Below are 25,333 nucleotides of genomic sequence, written 5' to 3' on the forward strand. Positions count from 1 at the left end.
TGCGATCTTTTGATCTTAATTCTCTTCGAGGTATTGAAGCGCCAACTGCTCGGTCGCGACCTTGATCGGCGGCAGCAGATGCGGCGCCACCAGCATCATGATCTGGTAAACCACCAATCTCACCTCGCCCTCCCGATCAAGAATCCGCTGATAGTCCAGCGAGAACAGCAGCGTCATGGTGATCTGCTCCACCAGTTGCCCCAACGCTTGGGTATCGCTGACCAATTGCCCTTGAGCCTTCAATCGTGCGAGCAACGAAGCCAGCGTGCGCTTCAACGCATTGAGCAGGTTGCGTATACCTTTGGCCAATTTCGGCAAGCGCCCGGCGAGGTTCGACAGGTCCTGGAACAGAAACCGGTAGTGAGCCAGGCGCTCGACGATCAGGTGCAGGAACAGCCAGTAATCTTCCGGTGCCAGTTCCACATCGGCCGGTGGATCGAGCAGGGGCGCCAGTTCGGCCTGGAAGCGCTCGAACAGTCCGAGAATCAACGGTTCCTTGCCGTGGAAGTGGTAGTAGAGGTTGCCCGGGCTGATGCCCATTTCGTTGGCAACTTCCATGGTGGAGACGTTCGGCTCGCCCTTCTGATTGAACAACTGCAAAGCACATTCGAGAATCCGGTCGCGGGTTTTCATCCAGTCTTCTTAATGGTTCGTTGAACGTCAGCGCACACGCACGTAAGTACCGGGTGCTGCCTCCATCGGTGGATAGTTCTGGTTGCCAAGCGCCATGTGGGTTTCTTTTAGCGCGCCTGAACGTTCTTGAATCCAGCCCAGCCACTGAGTCCACCAACTGCCGCTGACTTGCTTGGCGTCGTAGTACCAGGCCCGTGGGTCAGTGCTCAGCTTCGTGCTCTCGACGAAGTTGGCTTTCGGGTTTGAGGGTGGGTTGAGAATGCTCTGTATATGACCGCTGTTGGACAACACGAAGCGTCGCTCGCCACCCAGCAGCAGGGTCGAGCGATACACCGCATCCCACGGGGTGATGTGGTCATTGATGCCCGCGACGCTGAAGCTGTCGACGTTGACTTTCTGCAAGTCGATTGGCGTGCCACACACTTCCAGACCACCCGGATGACTCAGCGGGTTGTGTTTGAAGAAGTCCAGCAAGTCGCCATGGAGGGCTGCCGGCAAACGTGTGTTGTCGTTGTTCCAGTAAAGGATGTCGAATGCCGGCGGCTCCTTGCCCAACAGGTAGTTGTTAACGAAATAGCTCCAGATCAAATCGTTGGGGCGCATCCAGGCGAAGATCTTGGCCATGTCGCGACCGTCCAGCACGCCTTTCTGATAGGAGCGACGCTTGGCCGCCTCAAGCGTCTGTTCGTCGGCGAAGAGGGTCGCCGGCGAGTCCATCTGACTGTCGAGCAGGCTCACGAGATAGGTCGCGCTGGACACCCGCCGAAGTTGTCGCTTGGCCTGCAAATGGCCTTGCAGCGCGGCAATGGTCAGCCCGCCAGCGCAGGCGCCCATCAGGTTGACCTCTCGAGCGCCGGTGATCGCCCGGCACACATTCATCGCTTCTTCCACGGCTTCGACGTACGTCGACAGCCCCCATTCGCGATGACGTACATCCGGATTACGCCAACTGATCATGAAGGTTTGCAGGCCGTTCTTCAGGGCGAACTGGACGAAACTGTTGTGCGGGCTCAGGTCGAAAATGTAGTACTTGTTGATCTGTGGCGGCACCACCAGCAGCGGTTTGGAATACTGCTTTTCGCTCATGGGCTTGTACTGGATCAACTCCAGCAGCTCATTGCGAAACACCACGGAGCCCGTAGTGGTGGCGACCGTTTTGCCGACCTCGAAAGCTTGCTTGGTGACTTGTCTGGGTAGACCGTCGTTGTGCAGGAAGTCGTCGACCAGGTGGCCGAGACCTCGCACCAGGCTGTTGCCGCCAGAGTTGAAGATCTCTTTGATCGCCAGCGGATTAAGCAGGCTGTTGGACGGAGCCATGGCGTCGTTGAGCAGGGCGAACGCAAAGTGCGCGCGGGCGCGATCGTCCGGGGTCATGTTGCTGTCGTCGATCCAGTGTTTGACCTGCTTCTGCCAGCTCAGGTAGGCCTGCAAACTGCGGCGATAAAAAGGGTTGAGGCTCCACGCCGGATCGGCAAAGCGATTGTCCTGCGGATTGGTCGGGTGCAGGGTTTCGCCCAGCAGCACGCGGCCCAGTTGACCGCCCAGCTTCAAGGCGTGTCGGGCGGTGTGCACCGGGTTGCGCAATCCATGGGCGGCAACGCTGCGCAGGGTGGAAAACAGATCCCGGCCACGCAGGCCGGTAATCGCACTCTGTGCGTTGATGAACGCGGCGGGAGTGGGCAAAAATTCCCTTGCTGGTTTTTCGCGCATGAATAAACACTCCTTCGTCTTCAGGCCAAATACAGATACACCGAACCAGAACACCATAGACGCTGTTGCGGAATGTTGCGCGGCGCTGCGTCTACCCGACCCCTTTTTGTAACAAAAGCCAGGGCCGATTAGCCACCCAATGGCGCCGGATGCGGATGCATCACGGCACGCTGACGTTCTTCCTCGAGAAACTTCATGATGATCGGTGCCACTGCTTCGGCCCGGGTAATCAAAAACAGATGCCCGTCATCGATGATGTGCAACTGGGCGTTGGGAATCCGCCAGGCCAGTAACCGCATGTTGACCAGCGGAATCAGTGGATCGTCGTCACCGGCCAGCACCAGGGTTGGCTGGTGGATCTTGTGCAACCAGTGAATGCTGGTCCAGCCGAGGCCGGCGAACAGCTGCCAGTAGTAACCGAGTTTGCCTGCCGAGCGGACCTTGGCGGCATGGCTGGCGGCGAGGGTTGGATCGCGACGGAACGCACCGCCATAGATCATCGGCGCAATGCGAATCACGTGAGACGGCTGGATGTAGCGTCGTGGGCTGGCCATCATCCACAGGACTTTCGGCTTGCCCGGCACCATCACCGTGCCAGCCGCCGTGGCCGCCAGAACGAGTTTCTTGCAGCGCTCGGGATAGTCGTAAGCGAACTGCTGGGCGAGGGCGCCACCCCAGGAAACGCCGATTACGTTGACTTGCCCATAGTCGAGATAGTCGAGCATCCGCGCCGTGAGTTTCGCCAGGCCCGGAAAGCGATATGGTCGCCTTGGCGTCGACGAACCGCCGACACCAGGGACGTCGAAGGCGATGACTTCCAGGTCCGGGTCCAGCGCCGCGACGAACGGAAACACCAGCTCCAGGTTGGCGCCGATGCCGTTGAAAATCAGCAAGGGCGTCAAGTGAGGCTTGCCGGAGCGTACCGCCGTGCGGAGGGTCTGGCCATCCAGGTCGACGGTACGAAATATGAACGGTTGCGGCATGCTTCAGGCCCTGTGGGTCGCTATCTCAATTTCACCCCCGATCCCCTGTGGGAGCGGGCTTGCTCGCGAATGCGTCAGGTCAGTCGACATCACTGTTGAATGATCAATCGCTTTCGCGAGCAAGCCCGCTCCCACAGTGGGGCGAGGTGTGTCAGTTATCGCTCATGCACATAGGTGCCCGGCGCAGCTTCACCTGCTGGATAAGCCTTGTTGCCCAAACTGCCCGGAGACTTCTTCAGCTTGCCCGAACGCTCGGCTTGCCATGCCTGCCAGTGCAGCCACCAGGAATCGGTGTGCTTGGTGGAGTTCTCCTGCCACTCCTCAGCCTTGACCGGCATCTCGCTGCTGGTCATGTAGCGCGATTTCGGATTACCCGGCGGGTTCAGAATGCTCTGGATATGCCCGCTGCTGGACAGCACGAATTCAACCTTGCCACCGAACAGTTGCGCCGACTTGTAGCAGGACTTCCACGGGGTGATGTGGTCGTTGGTTCCAGCCAGGGAGAAGATGTCGGCAGTGACCTGCTTCAGATTGATCGGTGTGCCGCACACTTCCAGTGCGTCAGGACGGATCAGTGGGTTGGTTTTGAACATCTCGATCAGGTCGCCGTGGAACGCTGCGGGCAACCGTGTGGTGTCGTTGTTCCAGAACAGGATGTCGAACACCGGCGGCTCGTTGCCCAGCAGGTAGTTGTTGACCCAGTAGTTCCAGATCAGGTCGTTGGGGCGCATCCAGGCGAAAACTTTCGCCATGTCGCGGCCTTCCAGTACGCCGGCCTGATAGGAGTGGCGCTTGGCGGATTCGAGGGTCTGCTCGTCGACGAACAGTGCCACGTCGCTGTCCAGGGTGGTGTCCAGCACGCTGACCAGCAGCGTCAGGGCGTTGACCTTGTTCTCGCCGATCGCGGCGTAGTGGCCCAGCAGGGCGGTGCAGGTGATGCCGCCGGAGCAGGCGCCGAGCATGTTGATGTCTTTGCTGCCGGTGATCGCGGTGACCACGTCGACCGCTTCCTTGAGCGCTTCGATGTAGGTCGACAGACCCCACTCGCGCTGCTCCTTGGTCGGGTTGCGCCAGCTGACGATGAACGTCTGCATGTTGTTGCGCAGGCAGAAGCGCGCCAGGCTCTTGTCCGGGCTCAGGTCGAAAACATAGAACTTGTTGATCTGCGGTGGCACCACCAACAGTGGGCGCTCGTGCACCTGCTCGGTGGTCGGCCGGTACTGGATCAGCTCCAGCACATCATTGCGAAACACCACCGCGCCTTCGGTGACGCCCAGGCTCTTGCCGACCTCGAACGCGCCCATGTTGACCTGGCTCGGCATGCCGCCGTTGTGCACCAGATCCTTGGCCAGATGGGAAAGGCCGTCGAGCAGGCTTTTGCCACCGGTTTCGAAGAAGCGTTTGACCGCCGCCGGGTTGGCCGCACTGTTGGTCGGGGCCATGGCTTCGGTCATGAGGTTGATCACGAAATGCCCGCGTGCGACGTCCTTGGGCGAGAGGTTGCTTTCGCCGATCCAGTCGTGGAGCTCCTTGCGCCACGCCAGGTAAGTTTGCAAATAACGTTTGTAGAGCGGGTTCTGACTCCAGGCCGGGTCGTGGAAGCGACGGTCATCGCTTGTCGGTTGCAGCGCGGATTTGCCGAACAGCACGTTCTTCAGTTCGATACCGAAATGAGCGACATGCTTTGCACTGTGAATCGGTTGTTTGATGGCCTGGGTCAGCACCATGCGGGCAGAGCCCAACAGATCTTTTCTACGCAGCCCAACGACCGGATTCAGCCCCAAGGTATTTTCCGAGGCCTGTACTTTCAGGTCATCGTTATTCTTGTTACTCATCTACGACGCTCCATTGTCCTGAGACGAGTACCTGGGTCCAGCTGTGCAGTCCACAGCCAATGCCAGGTACTACTGCTCGGGTGACCGTTAATTCTGCATCGCTGCTTTTTAGTTCAGAGAGCACTGCAGGTACCTTGCCAGCTCCATTGGTTACCCGAGTTTAATTTTTTTCGCAAGCAGGCCAATCGTCGGCCAGGAAGCGGAGCATTCAAACAGATGGAATTAGAAAATGCCTTCTAATGAGCGAAAGGCCTGATTTAGAGCATCAGCTTGACGATGGATTCGTTCGGATCGCGGGTCTTTCCGGCGGCTTTAAGCTCGGCAAGATAATCGTTCCAGAGATCCTCTTGGCGCACGCCCAACTGGTACAGATATTCCCAGGTGAACAGGCCGCTGTCGTGGCCGTCGTCGAAGGTCAATTTCAGTGCGTACTGACCGGCCGGTTCTACCTTGGTCAGGCCTACGCCGATCTTGCCAAATTGCAGGATAGGTTTGCCGTGGCCCTGGACCTCGGCGGAAGGAGAGTGCACGCGCAGGAACTCGGCGGGCAGGTGATGTTCCTCGCCGGACGCGTATTTCAGCGACAGGGTTTTCGAGGCTTTGTGCAGTTTGATGTCGGTGGGGAGTTGGGTCATGACCGGCAATCCATTTGTGTGGGCGAGCTCGGTTCAAATGTGGGAGCGGGCTTGCTCGCGAAGGGGCCATGACATTCAACATCAACGTTGAATGTCAGACCGCTTTCGCGAGCAAGCCCGCTCCCACAGGTCCGCGTTCACTTGTAAGTATGGCTTACAGGATATAACGGGACAGGTCTTCGTTCTGCGCCAATTCGCCCAAGTGGCTGTTGACGTAATCGGCGTCGATCAGGATCGCCTTGTCGTCGTGGGCGCTGGCCAGATCACCGGCGCTGAACGACACCTCTTCAAGCAGGCGCTCAAGCAGCGTGTGCAGGCGACGGGCGCCGATATTCTCGGTCTTCTCGTTGACCTGCCAGGCGATCTCGGCGATACGCTTGATGCCGTCCGGCTGGAACTCGATCACCAGGCCTTCGGTTTTCAGCAGGGCACAATACTGCTCGGTGAGCGACGCGTGCGGCTCGCTGAGAATGCGTTCGAAATCTTCAGGCGTCAGGGCCTTCAGTTCGACACGAATCGGCAGGCGACCTTGCAGCTCGGGCACCAGATCGCTCGGCTTGCTCAGGTGGAACGCACCGGACGCGATGAACAGGATGTGGTCGGTCTTGACCATGCCCAGTTTGGTGTTGACGGTGCAGCCTTCGATCAGCGGCAGCAGGTCACGCTGTACGCCTTCACGGGAGACGTCGACGCCACCGGTGTTGCCGCGCTTGGCGACCTTGTCGATTTCGTCGATGAACACGATGCCGTGCTGCTCAACGGCTTCCAGCGCCTTGGCCTTCAACTCTTCTTCGTTGACCAGGCGACCGGCTTCTTCGTCACGCACCAGTTTCAGCGCTTCCTTGACCTTGATCTTGCGGCTCTTGCGTTTGCCCTTGCCCATGTTGGCGAACAGGCTCTGCAACTGGTTGGTCATCTCTTCCATGCCCGGCGGCGCGGAGATATCGACACCAGTCACTTCGGCGACTTCGATTTCGATCTCTTTGTCATCCAGCTGACCTTCGCGCAGGCGCTTGCGGAACAGCTGACGGGTGTTGGAATCGGCCGACGGTGCGGCGTCGTCGTTGCTGAAGCCCATGCGTGCCGGTGGCAGCAGGGCGTCGAGGATGCGCTCTTCGGCGGCGTCTTCGGCGCGGTGGCGAACCTTGGTCATTTCCTGTTCGCGCAGCAGCTTGATCGCCGCGTCGGCCAGGTCACGAATGATCGATTCAACGTCGCGGCCGACATAGCCGACTTCGGTGAACTTGGTCGCTTCGACCTTGATGAACGGCGCGTTGGCCAGTTTCGCCAGGCGACGAGCAATCTCGGTTTTACCGACACCGGTCGGGCCGATCATCAGGATGTTTTTTGGCGTGACTTCAACGCGCAGCTCTTCAGGCAGCTGCATCCGGCGCCAGCGGTTACGCAGCGCGATGGCGACGGCGCGCTTGGCATCGTCCTGGCCGATGATATGGCGATTGAGTTCGTGGACGATTTCACGGGGAGTCATGGACATAGTAATTGGCGGTCCTCAGGTAAAAGTGAGCCGTGGCGTGGTGGCCAAAACAGGCTTACTCAGCGAGGTCCTGCTCCTCAATGGTGAAGGTGTGGTTGGTGAATACACAGATGTCGCCGGCGATGCCGAGGGCGGTTTCGACGATTTCCCGGGCCGACAGATCGGTTTTCTTCAGCAGCGCGCTGGCGGCGGCCTGGGCGTAACCGCCGCCGGAACCCATGGCGATCAGACCTTCTTCGGGTTCGACCACGTCGCCGTTGCCGGTGATGATCAGAGAGGCGTCTTTGTTCGCGACCGCGAGCATGGCCTCGAGGCGGCTGAGGGAGCGGTCAGTGCGCCATTCTTTGGCGAGTTCGACAGCGGCGCGAACCAGGTGGCCCTGATGTTTCTCAAGCTGGCCTTCAAAGCGCTCGAAAAGGGTGAAGGCGTCAGCGGTGGCCCCGGCAAAACCGGCGATCACCTGGCCGTGGTACAGGCGGCGAACTTTCTTCGCGTTGCCTTTCATCACGGTATTGCCGAGAGAAACCTGGCCGTCGCCGCCCATGACGACTTTGCCGTGGCGGCGAACTGAAACGATGGTGGTCAAGGGAGAGTCTCCACGCAGCGGGGCGAAAATGCCTTATGCCAACTCATATGGGGGTGGTGGAGCGTATTTCAACTGCGGAGAGGGAGAGGGGACGAGCGGTGCGAGGCGAATGAGATGTGTGGTGCTGTTAAGGACGCCATCGCGAGCAGGCTCGCTCCCACAGGGTTAGTGCATATCCTGTGGGAGCGAGCCTGCTCGCGATGAACGATGACGCGGTGATACTGACGGGATCAGCGGCTTTGGCGTTGTTGTAACAACAGGTTGCTGAACCCGCTGCCGGCCAGTTGTTTCTGGGCGGTAGTCAGTTGTTCGCGGTTGCTGAACGGTCCGACTAATACCCGATACCAGGTTTCATCCTTCACGGTGCCGGATTCAACCGCCACAGCCTGACCTAGCAAAATGATCTGCGCCCGAACCTTGTCCGCATCAGCCTCCTTGCGGAACGAACCGGCCTGCAGGAAGAACTTGGTCACTGGCGCCGCTTTGGACACTGGTGGCGCAGGTGGCGGAGTAATCCCGGCCAGTGCGGCCTGAGCCCGCGCGGTATCGATCTTCGCCGCTTGCTCTGGTGTGACCGGCGTCGTCGGAATGGCCGGCACTTGTGGCGTCGGCAAGGTTTTCTCCGGCACGGCATCCGGCGGCACGATGACTTCCGATTCCGGCAGCAACGTGTAGAAGTCGTACTTCGGCTTCACTGGTTGCGTCGGGCTCGGCGGGGTCTTGTTGGCCTCGACGATCTTGGCTTTCTGCTGCTCAATCTTCTCGCGCTTGACGCTCTCGCTGCCCTTGCCCGGTTCCAGTTTCATCAGGAACACAACAAACGCGCCGACCGTCAGGCCGATGGCCATCCACAGCCAGCCCGGGATCGGTTGCTTTGCAGGAGCTTGGTAACGGCTGGCGCCACGCTTGGGTGCAGGTTTTTTCTTGGCAGCCAACTTACATACGCTCCAGAGTTTCCAGACCCAACAGTTCCAGGCCTTGCTTGAGAGTGCGGCCGGTCAGCGCGGCGAGGCGCAGACGGCTCTGCATTTGCGCTGGGGTGTCGGCGCTGAGGATCGGGCAGTTCTCGTAGAAGCTGGAGAACAGGCCGGCAACATCGTACAGGTAGGTGCACAGGATGTGCGGCGTGCCTTTGTCGGAAACGTTGTTTAGCACTTCGCCGAACTGCGCGAGCTTCGCCGCCAATTCGTGTTCGTGCGCTGCTTCGAGGACGATCTGGCCTTCGACTTCGCTGAAGTCCTTGCCGAGTTTGCGGAACACGCCGGCCACGCGAGTGTAGGCGTACAGCAGGTACGGCGCAGTGTTGCCTTCGAAGTTCAGCATCAGGTCGAAGTTGAAGCTGTAGTCGCTGGTGCGATGCTTGGACAGGTCGGCGTACTTCACCGCGCCAATGCCCACGACCTTGGCGATGTTGCGCAGTTCGTCTTCGGCAAGTGTAGGGTTCTTTTCTTTCACCAGGTTGTAGGCACGTTCCTGGGCTTCGGTCAGCAGGTCGATCAGCTTCACGGTGCCGCCGTCACGGGTCTTGAATGGACGGCCATCGGCGCCGTTCATGGTGCCGAAGCCCATGTGTTCCATGTCCATCGGGTGCGTCACGAAGCCGGCCAGGCGCGCGACCTGGAATACTTGCTGGAAGTGCAGGGCCTGACGCTGGTCGACGAAGTACAGCGCGCGATCAGCCTTCAGCTTGCCGCTGCGGTAACGCACGGCCGCCAGGTCGGTGGTGGCGTAGAGGTAACCGCCGTCAGCCTTGACGATGATCACTGGCAGCGGGTCGCCGTCGGCGTTTTTGAATTCGTCGAGGAACACGCACTGGGCGCCGTTGCTCTCGACCAGCAGGCCAGCAGCCTTGAGGTCGTTGACTACGTTGATCAGGTCGTCGTTGTAGGCGCTTTCGCCCATCACGTCGGCCATGGTCAGTTTGACGTTCAGCAGTTCGTAGATTTTCTGGCAGTGCGACAGCGAGATGTCTTTGAACTTGGTCCACAGCGCCAGGCAGTCCGGGTCGCCGGCTTGCAGCTTGACCACCAGACCGCGGGCGCGATCTGCGAACTCTTCGGATTCGTCGAAGCGTTGCTTGGCGGCGCGGTAGAAGTTTTCCAGGTCCGACAGCTCGTCGCTGGTGATCGGGTTTTCCTGAAGGTAAGCCATCAGCATGCCGAACTGGGTGCCCCAGTCGCCGACGTGGTTCTGACGGATGACTTCGTCGCCAAGGAACTCCAGCACCCGGGCCACGCCGTCGCCGATGATGGTCGAGCGCAAGTGGCCGACGTGCATCTCTTTGGCCAGGTTCGGTGCCGACAGGTCGACGACAGTGCGCTGCACCGGGCCGGCCTTGCGCACGCCGATATGGGCGTCGGCCAGGGCGGTGTCCAGGCGAGTGGCCAGGGCCTGGGTGTTCTGGAAGAAGTTCAGGAAGCCAGGGCCGGCGATTTCGGTCTTGGTGACGTTTTCATCAGCCGGCAGCGCAGCGATGATTTTCTCTGCCAGGTCACGCGGCTTCATGCCGGCCGGTTTGGCCAGCATCATCGCGATGTTGCTAGCGAAATCGCCGTGAGTCTTGTCACGGGAGTTTTCCACCTGGATCGCCGGCGACAGGCCTTCAGGCAACACACCTTCGTTGACGAGTTGGGTGATGGCTTGTTGGATCAGCTGGCGAATGGTGTCTTTCATGGTGTTCTCTTTCGACCGCAAGCGCGGCGGCGCCTGGATGCGCTAGTGGAAAAACTGGGCATTATCCGTTGCGAAGACGGGCTTGCCAACTATAGCGGGCAGGTTATGGATATGTGGTGACAAAAGCGGCAAAGATCGCAGCCTTCGGCAGCTCCTACAGGGGCGCACGATCGGCGTAGGAGCTGCCGAAGGCTGCGATCTTTTGATCTTTCAATACAAATCAACGGGGTCCACATCCAAAGACCAGCGTACCGCCCGCCCGCTCGGCATCTGCTCCAAAACCAGCAGCCAGCTGCTTAATAGTCGATGCAGCGGCGCCCGAGCCGTCGCTTGCAGCAACAACTGCGCACGATAACGCCCGGCCCGGCGTTCCATCGGCGCAGGCACCGGCCCTAGCAGCTCGATACCGGCCAGGTTCTGTTCAGCCAGCAAACGCTCGGCCTCGCTGCACGCCTCATCGAGGAAACCTTCAGCTTGTCCCGGTTTGTGCGCTTCGGCCCGCAGCAGCGCCAGATGCGCAAACGGTGGTAACCCCGCCGAGCGGCGTTCGCTCAACGCCTGTTCGGCAAAGGCGAAATAGCCCTGCTCAGTCAATTGCACCAGCAGCGGATGGTCGGCCAGGTGCGTCTGGATGATCACTTTGCCCGGCTCTTCAGCCCGGCCCGCGCGCCCGGCCACCTGAACGATCAGCTGCGCCATGCGCTCGCTGGCGCGGAAGTCGCCGGAAAACAGGCCGCCGTCGGCATCCAGAATCGACACCAGGGTCACCCGTGGGAAGTGATGCCCTTTGGCGAGCATTTGCGTGCCCACCAGAATGCATGGCTGGCCCTTCTGAATGGTCGCGAACAGCTGATTCATCGCGTCCTTGCGCGAAGTGCTGTCGCGGTCGACCCGCAGCACCGGGACGTCCGGGAATAGAATCCCCAGCCGTTCCTCGGCGCGCTCGGTGCCTGCGCCGACTGGCCGCAAATCGACTTTGCCGCATTTCGGGCAATGCCGAGGGACGCGTTCGACGTAGCCGCAATGGTGGCAGCGTAGTTCGCCGGAGCGCTGGTGCACGGTCATGCGCGCATCGCAGCGCTGGCACTCGGACATCCAGCCGCAGTCGTGGCACAACAAAGTCGGGGCAAAGCCGCGACGGTTGAGGAACACCAACACTTGTTGGCCGGCGGCCAGCGTCTGACCGATAGCCTGCTGCATCGGCCCGGAAATGCCGCTGTCCAGTGGGCGACTTTTCACGTCCAGACGCAGGAAGCGTGGTTGCTTGGCGCCGCCGGCGCGCTCGTTTAATCGCAGGAGGCCATAACGACCGGTGTAGGCGTTGTGCAAACTTTCCAGCGAAGGCGTGGCGGAGCCGAGGACAATCGGGATGTTTTCCTGGCGTGCGCGCACCAACGCCAGGTCGCGGGCGTGGTAGCGCAGGCCTTCCTGCTGTTTATAGGAGCCGTCGTGCTCTTCATCGATGATGATCAGGCCGGGGTTCTTCATCGGCGTGAACAGCGCCGAACGGGTGCCGATAATAATGTCGGCGTCACCGTCCCGGGCGGCGAGCCAGGCTTCGAGGCGTTCGCGATCGTTGACCGCCGAGTGGATCAGCGCGATGCGTGCATTGAAGCGCTGCTCGAAGCGCGCCAGGGTCTGCGGGCCGAGGTTGATCTCCGGGATCAGCACCAACGCCTGCTTGCCGGCCTGAAGGGTTTCGCGGATCAGCTGCAAATAGACTTCGGTCTTGCCGCTGCCGGTGACGCCGGCCAGCAGAAACGCGTGATAACTGTCGAATCCGGCGCGAATCGCTTCATAAGCGGCGCGTTGCTCCGGGTTGAGCGGCAGTTCCGGCTGCGCCAGCCAGTGTTCATGGCGGGCGTCGGGGGCGTGCTTGCGGATTTCGACGTGCACCAGATCCTTGGCCAGCAGCAAATCCAGGCTGTCCTTGCTCAGCATCAGTTTGCTCAACAACTGATGGGCGACGCCGTGGGGATGCTGGGCCAGGGTCGCCAGGGCCTCCCGTTGGCGCGGGGCGCGAGCGATGCGCGGGTCATCAAGGCTGGCGCCGGGCGCGGCGGACCAGAAGCGTTCCTGCCGTGCTTCGGCCAGTTCGCCTTGTCGCAACAGTACCGGCAGCGCCCAGCTCAGCGTGTCGCCGAGGCTGTGCTGGTAATACTGGGAGGTCCACAGGCACAGTTTGAACAGCGCGGGTGGCAGCGGCGGCGTGGCATCGAGCAGGGCCAGGGCCGGCTTGAGCTTTTCTATCGGCACTTCGCTGTGATCGGTGACCTCCACCAGAATCCCGATCATCTCTCGCCGGCCGAACGGCACCCGCAGGCGCATGCCCGGCTGCAACTGGGCACGCAGGACCCCGGCCGGGGCACGGTAATCGAACAGGCGGCGCAGGGGCGAAGGCAGGGCGAGGCGCAAAATGGCGTCGGGCACGCGGGGGGATCTCGATAAACGGGCAGTAAAAGAAGTCGGACGCATATTAAATGTGGGAGCGGGCTTGCTCGCGAATACTGTTGATCAGACACATCATCGTTGCCTGACACACCGTATTCGCGAGCAAGCCCGCTCCCACAAAGGGCGCGTATTCGGCCGGGAGCCTAGCAGACGGTCGGTGTAAGGGACAGCTTGCGTGATTGCAAAGGTCTGGTAGAATCCGCGGCCTAATTATGTGCGGTATTCAACAATAGTGTTGAGTGGCGGCACACTAGCCTGAGGAATACACCATGAAAGCCGATATCCATCCAGCGTACGAAACCATCGAAGTAACTTGCAGCTGCGGCAACAAGTTCGAAACTCGTTCGAACCTGTGCAAGCCACTGGGTACTGACGTATGCAACGAGTGCCACCCGTTCTACACCGGTAAGCAGAAGACTCTGGATACTGGCGGCCGTGTACAGCGCTTCGCAGACCGCTTCGGTGCTTTCGGCAAGAAAGCTCCTGCTGCTGCAGAGTAAGGTTGCAAAGCCCCATGGGCTTTACCTTGCTGATGAAAAAGGCGTCCCTTGCGGGCGCCTTTTTTGTGTCTGCGATTTGGCTTTCCGGTGCCCAGGCCTTCTGCCCGGCGCCGAGCGGGTTGACATCCGTTGCGGTGCAACGGGTGGTGGATGGTGACACGCTGCGCCTGAGCGATGGCCGCAGCGTGCGCATGATCGGTTTGAATACGCCGGAGCTGGGCAAGAAAGGCCGCTCCGACGAGCCGTTCGCGGTGGCGGCACGCCAACGCCTGGAGGCTTTGGTGGCCGCCAGCGATGGGCGAGTCGGTTTACTGCCCGGCAAAGAAAGCAAAGACCATTACGGTCGCACCTTGGCCCATGTCTACAGCGCCGATGGCGCCAACCTTGAAGCGCAGATGCTCGCTGAAGGACTCGGTTTCCAGGTAGCGGTCGCGCCGAATGTCGATCTGGTCGACTGCCAGCAAGCGGCGGAACACAGCGCCCGTCAGGCCGGCCTCGGCTTGTGGCGTCAATCCCCTGTGCTGAAAGCGGAGCAGATCAACACTTCCGGTTTCGCTGTGCTCAGCGGTCGTGTGAGCAAGGTTCAGCGCAATCGCGGCGGGGTTTGGATCGAGTTGCAGGATTCGGTTGTATTGCGCGTTGCACCCAATTTGCTGGGGCAGTTCGATGTGGCGAATCTCGAGCGGCTGAAGGGCAGGCAGATCGAGGCCCGTGGCTGGGTGCTGGACCGTTCGCGACGCGGCGGACTGAAAGAAGGGCAGGCGCGCTGGCTTCTGCCATTGACCGACCCGGCGATGCTTCAGATGGCGCAGTGATAAAAAATTGTAGACATTTTTAATGTCGATTGTGAACAGTCAATCCCTTGTGTTCCGCGGCTCTTGGTCCAAAGTCGTAGGGCCGGGTGCTTGACAGGGGTGACCGGTCAGTCTTGTAGGGACTTTGCGACACGAGTATCCTCGGCGGTCCGTCTGTCCCACAGTAAAAAGCGGAATGCCCATATGTCTGATTTGAAAACTGCCGCTCTCGAATATCATGCCCATCCTCGTCCAGGGAAGCTGAGCGTCGAGCTCACCAAAGCCACCGCTACCGCCCGCGACCTGTCGCTGGCTTACAGCCCCGGTGTAGCCGAACCAGTCCGCGAAATCGCCCGCGACCCTGAACTCGCCTACAAGTACACCGGCAAGGGCAATCTGGTTGCAGTCATTTCCGATGGCACCGCAATTCTCGGCCTGGGTAACCTCGGCCCATTGGCTTCCAAGCCAGTCATGGAAGGTAAAGGCGTGCTGTTCAAGCGCTTCGCCGGCATCGACGTTTTCGACATCGAAGTCGACTCCGAAAGCCCGCAAGCCTTCATCGACACCGTCAAGCGCATCTCCATCACCTTCGGTGGCATCAACCTGGAAGACATCAAGGCGCCTGAGTGCTTTGAGATCGAACGTGCTCTGATCGAGCAGTGCGACATTCCGGTATTCCACGATGACCAGCACGGCACCGCGATCGTTACCGCGGCCGGCATGATCAACGCCCTGGAAATCGCTGGCAAAACCCTCGCTGACGCCAAGATCGTCTGCCTGGGCGCCGGTGCTGCCGCCATCTCCTGCATGAAATTGCTGGTGAGCATGGGTGCCAACATCGAAAACATCTTCATGGTTGACCGTACCGGCGTGATCCACTCCGGCCGTGACGACCTGAACCAGTACAAGGCTGTTTTCGCTCACGCGACTGAAAAACGCACGCTGGCCGACGCCCTGAAAGGCGCGGACGTGTTCGTTGGCCTGTCCGGCCCGAACCTGCTGAGCGCTGAAGGCCTGAAATCCATGGCGGCCACTCCGATCGTGTTCGCGTGCTCCAACCCTGATCCGGAAATCTCCCCGGAACTGGCTCACGCTACTCGTGATGACGTGATCATGGCGACCGGCCGTTCGGACTACCCGAACCAGGTCAACAACGTGCTGGGCTTCCCGTTCATCTTCCGTGGTGCCCTGGACGTTCGCGCCAAGCGCATCAACGAAGAAATGAAAGTGGCTGCGGCCAACGCCCTGCGCGAACTGGCCAAGCTGCCGGTTCCTCAGGAAGTGTGCGACGCCTACGGCGGCATCAAACTGGAATTCGGTCGTGAGTACATCATTCCGAAACCAATGGATGCCCGTCTGATCACCGTGATCTCCGATGCCGTGGCCAAGGCTGCGATCGAGACCGGCGTAGCGACCCTGCCGTATCCGAAGAACTACCCGCTGAAAAGCGTGGATGACGTGTTCAACGGCTAAGTCGTTGTAGCGCTTCAACACAAAGCCCTGGCTCAAATGAGTCGGGGCTTTTTATTGCCTGTGGTTTTTGTGGTGTCAGTGAGGACGTCTTCGCGAGCAGGCTCGCTCCCACATTGGAATGCATTCCCCCTGTGGGAGCGGGCTTGCTCGCGAAGGCGGCCGACCGGTAAATGCATTTATTACTGACGCAACAAAAAGCCCCGCTCTTCTTTCGAAGGCGGGGCTTTTTGCAGCTTCAGGCGATCAGAACAAATCGATCGGTGCCGCTTCGTCCGCAGGCAGTGGGCTGCCCGGCGCAGTGCCGTTGCCCAGCTCGTTCGCCGAGGGTGGCGTGTCTTCGGCCTTGAACAGCTCGAAGTAGGCGCCTGGCGTGCCTGGGGTGGCCGCACGGCCGCTGACCGGGTCGACTCGCAGGCTGAGGATGCCTTCCGGCTCTGCCTGCGTATGCGGCGGCAGGCCTTTGAGTGCGGCGCCCATGTAACTCATCCAGATCGGCAGGGCGACGGTACCGCCGAACTCCTTGCGACCCAGGCTTTCAGGCTGGTCGAAACCGGTCCAGACAGTGGTCACATAATCGGCGTTGTACCCGGAGAACCAGGCGTCCTTGGACTCGTTGGTGGTACCGGTCTTGCCCGCAATGTCGCTGCGGCCCAAGGCCAGGGCGCGGCGGCCGGTGCCGAGTTTGATCACGTCCTCGAGCATGCTGTTGAGGATGTAAGTGGTGCGGCCATCGACGATGCGCTCGGCCACGGCCGGCGTTTGTGGCGCTGGCTGGGCGGTCAAGGCTTCGCCCGGAGTTGCGTTGACGGTGAAGGCGTTGGCCGCGACAGGGGCGGCGATGCCGTCGGTGGCGACGTTGCCTTTCGGGACGCTCGGCGGGTTGGCGACGAACAGCGTGTCGCCATTGCGGCTTTCGATCTTGTCGATGATGTAGGGGCTGATCTTGTAGCCGCCGTTGGCGAAGGTGCTCCAGCCGGTGGCGATTTCCATTGGCGTCAGCGTCGCGGTGCCCAGCGCCAGCGACAGGTTGGGCGGCAGGTCCTGCTTGTTGAAGCCAAAGCGCGTGATGTAATCGATGGTCTTGCCAACGCCGATGGCTTGCACCAACCGGATCGAAACCAGGTTACGCGACTTGTACAGGCCTTCACGCAGGCGGATCGGGCCGAGGAAGGTGTTGGTGTCGTTCTTCGGACGCCAGACCTTGTCCAGGTACTCGTCGACGAACACGATCGGTGCGTCGTTCACCAGGCTGGAGGCGGTGTAGCCGTTATCCAGCGCGGCACTGTAGACGAACGGCTTGAAGCTCGAACCCGGCTGACGCTTGGCCTGCATGGCGCGGTTGTAGTTGCTCTGTTCAAAGGCGAAGCCGCCGACCAGGGAGCGGATGGCACCGTTCTGCGGATCGAGGGAAACCAGCGCGCCCTGAGCCTGCGGGATCTGGCTGAATTTCAGCGAGTTGTCCGGCTGGCGTTGCACACGAATCAGGTCGCCGACTTGGGCGACGTCCGAAGGCTGCTTCGGATTGGCGCCCATGCTGTTGGTGTTCAGGAACGGACGCGCCCATTTCATGCTGTCCCAGCTGACGTGTTCGTCACCGGTACGGGTCATCACTTGCAGGCCGGTCTTGTCGACCTGGGTGACGATGGCGGGTTCAAGGCTGCTGATGGTGCGCTGCTTGGTCAGCTCGGTTGTCCAGGCTTCGCGAGTCTTGCCCGGCAGGCGCGACTCCGGGCCGCGATAACCATGACGCTGGTCGTAGGTCATCAACCCTTCGTGGACTGCGGTGTTGGCCATTTCCTGCAGGTTGCTCGGCACCGTGGTGGTGACGCGGAAACCCTCGGTATAAGCGTCGCTGCCATAACGGCCGACCATTTCGGCACGGGCCATTTCGGCGATGTACGGCGCATTCACTTCCGGGGTCGGCACGTGATAACTGGCGTTCAGCGGCTCGTTGATCGCGGTGGTGTAGTCGGCTTCGGTGATTTTGCCGAGCTTGTACATGCGCCCAAGGATCCAGTCGCGACGTTCTTTGCTGCGGGCCGGGTTGGCCAGCGGGTTGAAACGCGAGGGGGCTTTTGGCAGGCCGGCGATCATCGCCATCTGCGCCAGGCTGACGTCACGAATCGACTTGCCGTAGTAAACCTGCGCGGCGGCTTCGATGCCGTAGGCGCGGTTGCCCAGATAGATCTTGTTGACGTACAACTCAAGGATCTCGTCCTTGGTCAGCTGCCGTTCAATCTGCAGGGCCAGGAGAATTTCGGTGGTTTTGCGCGAAAAACTGCGCTCGCTGGTCAGGAAGAAGTTCTTCGCCACCTGCATGGTGATCGTGCTGCCGCCGGACTGAATGTGTCCGCTTTTTACCAACTGGCTGGCCGCGCGCATCAGGCTGCTGGGGTCGACGCCGTAGTGGTTGGCGAAGTTGTCGTCTTCAGCACTTAGTAACGCATTAATGAAATTGGGGGGAATGTCGGCGAACCGGATCGGTGTGCGGCGCATTTCGCCAAATTCTGCGATCAGCTTGTTGTCGCTGCTGTAGACCCGCAAAGGAATCTGCAACTGGATGCTTCTCAGCGCCTCCACGGATGGCAAACCCGGACTAAGGTAGAGAAAGGCGCCGCTAAGACCGAGGAGCAGTCCGCAGAAAACGGCGACGATGGACCAACCGAAAAATTTCAGCAGACGAATCAAGGCTTTTGGACATCCAGGGCAAAGAATGAATTTGGCATCAGGGTTCAGATAAACAGGGAACGACCCGCGCTTGAAGTAAAAACCGGAAAAAAACGCTGGGCATTATAAGCATTTTTCCGTCGAGGGCGTCATTTGCGCTGCTGTCAAGACGGGTGGTTTGAACGCAACGGATATTACAGAGTCCGTAAGACACGGATAGTCATAGGGAATTGGTAGTGCTAGGACTCTTCAATAAAAAGGCCAATACGCTTCTGGGGATCGACATCAGCTCCACGTCGGTCAAGCTTCTGGAGCTAAGCCGCCAAGGCGACCGCTATCGGGTCGAGGCCTATGCGGTGGAACCTTTGCCCACCAACGCGGTGGTCGAGAAAAATATCGCCGAGCTCGAAGGCGTAGGGCAGGCACTCGCGCGCGTGCTGCTCAAGGCCAGAACCAACCTCAAGAATGTCGCCGTGGCCGTGGCCGGTTCGGCGGTGATCACCAAGACCATCGAGATGGACGCCGGTCTTTCCGACGACGAAATGGAAAACCAGCTGAAGATCGAGGCCGATCAATACATCCCTTATCCATTGGACGAAGTGGCCATCGACTTTGAGGTCCAGGGCGTTTCTGCGCGCAACCCCGAGCGAGTCAATGTGCTGCTGGCGGCCTGTCGCAAGGAAAACGTCGAGGTCCGGGAAGCGGCACTGGCCCTGGCCGGCCTGACAGCCCGTGTGGTCGACGTCGAGGCTTATGCGCTAGAGCGTTCCTACGGATTGCTGGCGAGCCAACTGGCGGCTTCTCAGGAGCGTCTGACGGTAGCGGTGGTTGATATCGGCGCCACCATGACCACCCTGAGCGTGCTGCACCAGGGGCGGATCATCTACACCCGCGAGCAATTGTTCGGCGGTCGTCAACTGACGGAGGAAATCCAGCGACGTTATGGCCTGACCCTTGAGCAGGCGGGGCTGGCGAAGAAGCAGGGTGGTTTGCCGGACGATTACGTCAGTGAGGTGTTGCAGCCGTTTCGCGATGCGCTGGTGCAGCAGGTGTCGCGTTCATTGCAGTTTTTCTTCGCCTCCGGTCAGTACAACTCGGTTGATCACATCCTGCTGGCCGGCGGTACCGCATCGGTCCCGGGGCTGGACCGGTTGATCGAGCAACGATTGGGTACGCCGACGCAAGTGGCCAACCCCTTCTCCGACATGGCCCTGAGCAGCAAGGTCAACGCCGGTGCTCTGGCCAGCGATGCGCCGGCACTGATGATCGCCTGCGGGCTGGCCCTCAGGAGTTTCGACTGATGGCGCGGATCAATCTTTTACCCTGGCGCGAAGAGCAGCGTGAAGCGCGCCGCAAACGCTTTTTGCTGGCGCTGGTCGGTGTGATGGTGGGGGCCGTGGGCGCGGTGCTGATCGCGAACCAGGTCATCAGTGGCGCTATTGATCGGCAAGTGGCTCGTAACGATTACATCGGCAAACAGATTGCCGTGGTCGACGAGCGGATTAAACAGATCAGCGATTTGAAGGCCCGTCGCCAGCAACTGGTCGAGCGCATGCGCATCATCCAGGACCTGCAAGGTAACCGTCCGATCAGCGGGCGGATCTTCGATCAGTTAGCGCGTACCTTGCCGGACGGGGTGTACTTCACCGAGGTGAAAATGGCCGGCAAAACCCTGTCCATTACGGGCGCGGCAGAATCCAACAATCGTGTTTCGGACCTGATGCGCAATCTGGATGCGTCCGATTGGTTTGATGCGCCCAGCCTCACGGAAGTCAAAGCGACGACCGCCGGTCAGCTGGATCAGGCCAACGTCTTCCAGCTGACCGTTCGTCAGACTCAGCCCGCCGCTGCGGAGGGCGGCAAATGAGGCTGTCTGACTGGTTCGAAGGCCTGCGCAAGATCGACATCAGTGACCTGGACACCAATAACATGGGTTCCTGGCCGCCGGCCATCAAGGCACTGGCGGGAATCCTGCTTATGATTCTGGTGCTTTCGCTGGGCTACAGTTTTTCCATCAGCGACCTTCAGAGCCATCTCGAACTCAAGCGCGAGGAAGAGTCGACCCTCAAGGAGCAATTCGCCAACAAAGCCCATATGGCGGCGAATCTGGAGCTGTATACGCAGCAGATGAAGGAAATGGAGAACTCTTTTGGCGTGCTGCTGCGGCAATTGCCCAGTGACACCGAAGTGCCCGGCCTGCTGGAGGACATCACTCGCACCGGCCTGGGCAGTGGCCTGGAGTTCGAAGAGATCAAACTGCTGCCGGAGAACACGCAGCAGTTCTACATCGAGCTGCCGATCCAGATCACCGTCACCGGTGCCTATCACGACCTTGCCACCTTCGTCAGCGGCGTCGCCGGACTGCCACGGATTGTCACCCTGCATGACTTCGATCTTGCGCCGGCCAACCCGGAAGGTGGCCCGAAGTTGCGCATGAGCATCCTTGCCAAGACCTACCGCTACAACGACAAGGGGCTGCAAAAATGAGCCCGATTCGTTGCTTTTCGATGATGGTATTGGTCGCCAGCCTGACTGGTTGCGGCAGTGGTAATGACTTCAGCGACCTGGACGCGTACATGAACGAAATGCGTTTACGTGCGCCCGGCAAGATTGAACCAACGCCGACATTTCGGTCTTACCCAACATTCACCTACAGCGCCGCCAACCTGCGAAGCCCGTTTTCCCGACAGATCAGAGTCGATCTGGCCGGCCAGAAACACGGTTCGCGCAACGTCAAACCCGACCCGAATCGGGTCAAGCAGTACCTCGAAGGTTTCAACATCGAGCAGTTTGAAATGGTCGGAACGATCGCCAATGCGACCGGCTCCTTTGCGCTGCTGCGCGGGGCGGGCGGGGTGCATCGGTTGAAAGTCGGCGATTACCTGGGGCGTAACGATGGGCGGATCGTCGCCATCAGTGGCTCGCAGGTCGATGTGGTCGAAATCGTTCCCGACGGCGAAGGCGCCTGGCTGGAGCGGCCGCGGACCATCCCTTTGAAAGAGCACTCATAGTGGAACTCGAATAATGAACAGGATTTTCTCAACCTTCGGTATTTCGCTATGGATAGCGTTGCTGTCGCCGATGGTACTAGCGGCCAACCTCAAAGCGCTGGATGTCGCCGCGCTGCCGGGGGACCGCGTCGAGTTGAAGTTGTCGTTCGATGGGCCGCCACCACCGCCCCACGGTTACACCACGGAATCGCCTGCGCGGATTGCGCTGGATCTGCCTGGCGTCGTCAGTCAGCTAAAAAGCAAAAATCGTGACCTGGGCGGCGGAAATGCCCGCAGCGCCACGGTGGTGCAAGCCAAGGACCGTACGCGACTGATCATCAATCTGACCCAGTTGACGCCGTATAACGCACGGGTCGAAGGCAATACTCTGTTCGTGGTGGTCGGCCAAGGCGCCAACAAAACGGTCTCCAGTCCGGCGCCCAAAACGCCGCGCGCAGCGACTGCAACGCCAGCCCCGGCAAAAGCCTATGCGCCAGTGGGCAAGGCCATCCGGGGTGTGGATTTCCAGCGCGGCACCCAGGGCGAAGGCAATGTGGTCATCGATCTGTCGGATCCCTCCATCGCCCCGGACATTCAGGAGCGCGACGGCAAGATCATCCTCAGTTTCGCCAAGACCCAATTGCCTGAACCGTTGCGTGTCCGTCTGGACGTCAAGGATTTCGCCACGCCGGTGCAGTTCGTCAACGCCAGTGCCACGGGTGATCGGGCCACGATCAGTATTGAGCCCGGCGGCGCTTTCGATTATTCGACTTACCAGACCGACAACAAGCTGACCGTCAGCATCAGGCCGATGACCGTCGATGACTTGCAGAAACGCAACACCGAACGCTTCGCCTACACCGGTGAAAAGCTCTCGCTGAATTTCCAGGACATCGATGTGCGTTCGGTGCTGCAACTGATCGCCGATTTCACCAACCTCAATCTGGTGGCCAGCGACACAGTGCAGGGCGGCATCACGCTACGTTTGCAGAACGTACCGTGGGATCAGGCGCTGGATCTGGTGTTGAAAACCAAGGGCCTGGATAAACGCAAGATCGGTAACGTTTTGCTGGTGGCGCCGGCCGATGAAATTTCCGCCCGCGAGCGTCAGGAACTAGAGTCGCAAAAGCAAATCGCCGACCTGGCGCCCCTGCGTCGCGAGCTGTTGCAGGTCAACTACGCCAAAGCTGCCGATATCGCCAAGCTGTTCCAGTCGGTGACCAGTGCCGAGGCAAAAGCCGACGAGCGGGGCTCGATCACGGTGGATGAGCGGACCAATAACATCATTGCCTACCAGACCCAGGATCGCCTGGACGAGCTCCGCCGTATCGTCGCGCAACTGGATATCCCGGTGCGTCAGGTGATGATCGAGGCGCGCATCGTCGAAGCCAACGTCGACTATGACAAAAGCCTCGGCGTGCGCTGGGGCGGTTCGTTGCAGAACAAGGGCAACTGGAACACCTCGGGCGTCAGCAATAATGGGGCTAATGCTTCGTCGACCATCGGTACGCCTGGCAGCACCAGCACCAACTCGCCATTCGTCGACATGGGCGCCGCCGCCAACACCTCGGGGCTCGGCATCGCCTTCATCACCGACAATGTGCTGCTGGATCTCGAGCTGACGGCCATGGAGAAAACCGGCAACGGCGAAATTGTCTCGCAGCCCAAGGTGGTCACGTCGGACAAGGAAACCGCGAAAATCCTCAAGGGCACGGAGATTCCCTATCAGGAAGCCAGCTCCAGCGGCGCTACCTCGGTGTCGTTCAAGGAGGCTTCGCTGTCGCTGGAGGTGACGCCGCAGATCACTCCGGACAACCGGATCATCATGGAGGTCAAGGTCACCAAGGACGAACCGGATTACCTGAACAAGGTGCAGGATGTACCGCCGATCAAGAAAAACGAGGTCAATGCCAAGGTCCTGGTCAACGACGGCGAGACCATCGTGATTGGTGGGGTTTTCTCAAATACTCAAAGCAAGGTTGTAGATAAGGTGCCATTTCTCGGTGATGTGCCGTATCTTGGCCGCCTTTTCCGGCGTGACGTGGTTTCGGAGAAAAAATCCGAGCTGCTGGTATTTCTCACTCCGCGTATCATGAATAACCAGGCGATTGCTGTGAGTCATTGATTCTGTGCGAAATTTGATTCTTGTTGGACCGATGGGGGCTGGAAAAAGCACCATCGGCCGGTTGCTGGCCAAAGAGCTGCGTCTGCCGTTCAAAGATTCCGATAAGGAAATTGAATTGCGCACGGGCGCCAATATCCCGTGGATTTTCGATAAAGAAGGCGAGCCGGGCTTTCGTGACCGCGAGCAGGCGATGATCGCCGAGCTGTGCGGGTGCGACGGCGTGGTGCTGGCGACCGGTGGCGGCGCGGTGATGCGCGAGGCTAATCGTCGGGCGCTGCACGCCGGCGGGCGAGTGGTCTATCTGCATGCGTCTGTCGAGCAGCAGGTCGGCCGCACTTCCCGCGATCGCAATCGACCCCTGTTGCGTACTGCCGATCCGGCCAAGACCCTTCGGGATCTGCTGGCGATCCGCGATCCGCTTTATCGGGAAATCGCCGATCTGGTGGTGGAAACCGATGAGCGGCCGCCGCGAATGGTGGTGCTCGATATTCTCGAACGCTTGCAGCAGCTACCTCCCCGTTAAAGCGCAGCGCGAAATGCGCTATCCTCGGCGTCCTGTCATGGCCGCTCAAGGTTGTGGCAGATGGCTACCGAACGGCGTCACATCAGCAGACGCCGTGGACATTCGTTAACTCAAGGCAGGACGCCTGATTCCATCTTCACTGTGGGGACACATGCAGACACTCAAGGTCGATCTAGGCGAGCGCAGCTACCCGATTCATATTGGCGAAGGTTTGTTGGATCAGCCTGAGCTGCTGGCCCCGCATATCCGCGGACGGCAAGTGGCGATCATCTCCAACGAGACCGTTGCGCCGCTCTATCTCGAGCGTCTGACCCGCAGCCTTGCACAATTCTCGGTGGTTTCCGTGGTGCTGCCCGACGGCGAAGCGTTCAAGACCTGGGAAACCTTGCAACTGATTTTCGACGGTCTGCTGACCGCGCGGCACGACCGCCGTACCACGGTCATCGCCCTCGGTGGCGGTGTGATTGGTGACATGGCCGGTTTTGCGGCCGCCTGCTACCAGCGAGGTGTCGATTTCATCCAGATCCCGACCACGCTGCTGTCGCAAGTCGACTCTTCGGTGGGCGGCAAGACCGGGATCAACCATCCGCTGGGCAAGAACATGGTCGGCGCTTTCTATCAGCCGAACGTGGTGCTGATTGATACCGCTACCCTCAATACCCTGCCGGCCCGCGAACTGTCCGCCGGGCTTGCTGAAGTCATCAAATACGGGCTGATCTGCGACGAGCCGTTCCTGACCTGGCTCGAAGACAACGTCGATCGCCTGCGCGCCCTGGACCAGGTCGCCCTGACTTACGCCATCGAGCGCTCTTGCGCGGCCAAGGCTGCGGTGGTCGGTGCCGACGAACGGGAGACCGGTGTTCGCGCCACGCTCAACCTGGGTCACACCTTCGGCCATGCCATCGAAACCCACATGGGCTATGGTGTCTGGTTACATGGTGAGGCGGTCGCTGCTGGCACCGTAATGGCCTTGGAAATGTCCGCGCGCCTGGGCTGGATCAGCGAGCAAGAGCGCGATCGCGGCATTCGTCTGTTCCAGCGTGCCGGCCTGCCGGTCATCCCGCCTGAAGAGATGACTGAAGCCGATTTTCTCGAACACATGGCAATTGACAAGAAAGTGATCGACGGTCGTTTGCGCCTGGTGCTGCTGCGCCACATAGGCGAAGCGGTGGTGACCGACGATTATCCGAAAGAGGTTTTACAGGCCACGCTGGGAGCGGATTACCGCGCTCTGGCTCAGCTTAAAGGTTAATAAGATCC

Annotated in this window: 21 protein-coding genes; 10 read left to right on the forward strand and 11 right to left on the reverse strand. The window is 60.1% G+C overall.

Annotated features, from left to right (window positions below):
- Positions 1-15: 15 nt before the first annotated feature.
- From ASC74_RS09705 to ASC74_RS09750, 10 genes are all read right to left on the reverse strand, one after another.
- A complete protein-coding gene (locus tag ASC74_RS09705) occupies positions 16-633 on the reverse strand; it encodes a TetR/AcrR family transcriptional regulator (protein WP_056741160.1) in 618 nt (205 codons plus the stop codon).
- Positions 634-660: 27 nt separating this feature from the next.
- Positions 661-2,343 carry a class II poly(R)-hydroxyalkanoic acid synthase gene (gene phaC / locus ASC74_RS09710; RefSeq protein WP_056741162.1) on the reverse strand — a complete coding sequence of 561 codons (1,683 nt, stop codon included), beginning with the start codon at positions 2,341-2,343 and terminating at the stop codon, positions 661-663.
- 128 nt (positions 2,344-2,471) lie between these two features.
- On the reverse strand, positions 2,472-3,326 hold the full coding sequence (phaZ, locus tag ASC74_RS09715; protein ID WP_056741163.1) for a poly(3-hydroxyalkanoate) depolymerase: 855 nt from the start codon (positions 3,324-3,326) through the stop codon (positions 2,472-2,474).
- Positions 3,327-3,481: 155 nt separating this feature from the next.
- Positions 3,482-5,161 carry a class II poly(R)-hydroxyalkanoic acid synthase gene (gene phaC, locus ASC74_RS09720; RefSeq protein WP_056741165.1) on the reverse strand — a complete coding sequence of 560 codons (1,680 nt, stop codon included), beginning with the start codon at positions 5,159-5,161 and terminating at the stop codon, positions 3,482-3,484.
- Positions 5,162-5,418: 257 nt separating this feature from the next.
- Positions 5,419-5,796, reverse strand: a complete 378-nt coding sequence (locus tag ASC74_RS09725; RefSeq protein ID WP_008149540.1) for a gamma-butyrobetaine hydroxylase-like domain-containing protein — start codon at positions 5,794-5,796, stop codon at positions 5,419-5,421.
- Positions 5,797-5,950: 154 nt separating this feature from the next.
- Entirely contained in the window at positions 5,951-7,291 is a 1,341-nt protein-coding gene (gene hslU / locus ASC74_RS09730; protein ID WP_056741167.1) for an ATP-dependent protease ATPase subunit HslU, read from the reverse strand.
- A 55-nt stretch (positions 7,292-7,346) separates the two neighbouring features.
- A complete protein-coding gene (hslV, locus tag ASC74_RS09735; RefSeq protein WP_007899242.1) occupies positions 7,347-7,877 on the reverse strand; it encodes an ATP-dependent protease subunit HslV in 531 nt (176 codons plus the stop codon).
- 230 nt (positions 7,878-8,107) lie between these two features.
- Positions 8,108-8,812, reverse strand: a complete 705-nt coding sequence (locus ASC74_RS09740; protein WP_056741169.1) for an SPOR domain-containing protein — start codon at positions 8,810-8,812, stop codon at positions 8,108-8,110.
- A 1-nt stretch (position 8,813) separates the two neighbouring features.
- Complete coding sequence (gene argS, locus ASC74_RS09745) at positions 8,814-10,550, reverse strand: arginine--tRNA ligase (RefSeq protein ID WP_056741171.1); 1,737 nt, start codon at positions 10,548-10,550, stop codon at positions 8,814-8,816.
- A 210-nt stretch (positions 10,551-10,760) separates the two neighbouring features.
- Positions 10,761-12,980, reverse strand: a complete 2,220-nt coding sequence (locus ASC74_RS09750; protein ID WP_056741173.1) for a primosomal protein N' — start codon at positions 12,978-12,980, stop codon at positions 10,761-10,763.
- A 290-nt stretch (positions 12,981-13,270) separates the two neighbouring features.
- Between ASC74_RS09750 and rpmE the strand changes: the two genes are divergently transcribed.
- From rpmE to ASC74_RS09765, 3 genes are all read left to right on the forward strand, one after another.
- Positions 13,271-13,501 (forward strand): 50S ribosomal protein L31, encoded by a 231-nt coding sequence (gene rpmE, locus ASC74_RS09755; RefSeq protein WP_008080648.1) that lies wholly within the window; start codon positions 13,271-13,273, stop codon positions 13,499-13,501.
- Between the two features lie 14 nt (positions 13,502-13,515).
- Positions 13,516-14,316: a thermonuclease family protein gene (locus ASC74_RS09760; RefSeq protein ID WP_056741175.1), complete on the forward strand. Its 801-nt coding sequence runs from the start codon at positions 13,516-13,518 to the stop codon at positions 14,314-14,316.
- Between the two features lie 183 nt (positions 14,317-14,499).
- Complete coding sequence (locus ASC74_RS09765; protein ID WP_056741177.1) at positions 14,500-15,768, forward strand: malic enzyme-like NAD(P)-binding protein; 1,269 nt, start codon at positions 14,500-14,502, stop codon at positions 15,766-15,768.
- A gap of 243 nt (positions 15,769-16,011) precedes the next feature.
- On the opposite strand, the gene ASC74_RS09770 is transcribed toward ASC74_RS09765, so the two are convergent.
- The gene (locus tag ASC74_RS09770; protein ID WP_442965771.1) at positions 16,012-18,453 is read right to left on the reverse strand and encodes a penicillin-binding protein 1A; all 2,442 of its coding nucleotides are present in this window, start codon (positions 18,451-18,453) and stop codon (positions 16,012-16,014) included.
- A 218-nt stretch (positions 18,454-18,671) separates the two neighbouring features.
- Between ASC74_RS09770 and ASC74_RS09775 the strand changes: the two genes are divergently transcribed.
- The 7 genes from ASC74_RS09775 (at position 18,672) to aroB (ending at position 25,325) form a co-directional block, all read left to right on the forward strand.
- Positions 18,672-19,736 (forward strand): pilus assembly protein PilM, encoded by a 1,065-nt coding sequence (locus ASC74_RS09775; protein ID WP_046045616.1) that lies wholly within the window; start codon positions 18,672-18,674, stop codon positions 19,734-19,736.
- Positions 19,736-20,302, forward strand: coding sequence for a PilN domain-containing protein (locus ASC74_RS09780; protein WP_056741181.1), 567 nt, complete (start codon positions 19,736-19,738; stop codon positions 20,300-20,302). Before ASC74_RS09775 ends, ASC74_RS09780 begins: the two co-directional genes overlap by 1 nt.
- Positions 20,299-20,922, forward strand: coding sequence for a type 4a pilus biogenesis protein PilO (gene pilO, locus ASC74_RS09785; RefSeq protein ID WP_056741183.1), 624 nt, complete (start codon positions 20,299-20,301; stop codon positions 20,920-20,922). Before ASC74_RS09780 ends, pilO begins: the two co-directional genes overlap by 4 nt.
- Positions 20,919-21,446, forward strand: a complete 528-nt coding sequence (locus ASC74_RS09790) for a pilus assembly protein PilP (RefSeq protein WP_056741185.1) — start codon at positions 20,919-20,921, stop codon at positions 21,444-21,446. The genes pilO and ASC74_RS09790 overlap by 4 nt, the downstream gene beginning before the upstream one ends.
- A 13-nt stretch (positions 21,447-21,459) precedes the next feature.
- Entirely contained in the window at positions 21,460-23,550 is a 2,091-nt protein-coding gene (gene pilQ / locus ASC74_RS09795; RefSeq protein ID WP_056741187.1) for a type IV pilus secretin PilQ, read from the forward strand.
- A 4-nt stretch (positions 23,551-23,554) separates the two neighbouring features.
- Complete coding sequence (gene aroK / locus ASC74_RS09800) at positions 23,555-24,073, forward strand: shikimate kinase AroK (RefSeq protein ID WP_010464421.1); 519 nt, start codon at positions 23,555-23,557, stop codon at positions 24,071-24,073.
- 151 nt (positions 24,074-24,224) lie between these two features.
- Positions 24,225-25,325: a 3-dehydroquinate synthase gene (aroB, locus tag ASC74_RS09805; RefSeq protein WP_056741189.1), complete on the forward strand. Its 1,101-nt coding sequence runs from the start codon at positions 24,225-24,227 to the stop codon at positions 25,323-25,325.
- The last annotated feature ends 8 nt before the right edge of the window (positions 25,326-25,333 follow it).

The organism is Pseudomonas sp. Root329 (genome assembly GCF_001424925.1).
In the GTDB taxonomy this organism is placed as follows: domain Bacteria; phylum Pseudomonadota; class Gammaproteobacteria; order Pseudomonadales; family Pseudomonadaceae; genus Aquipseudomonas; species Aquipseudomonas arabinosi.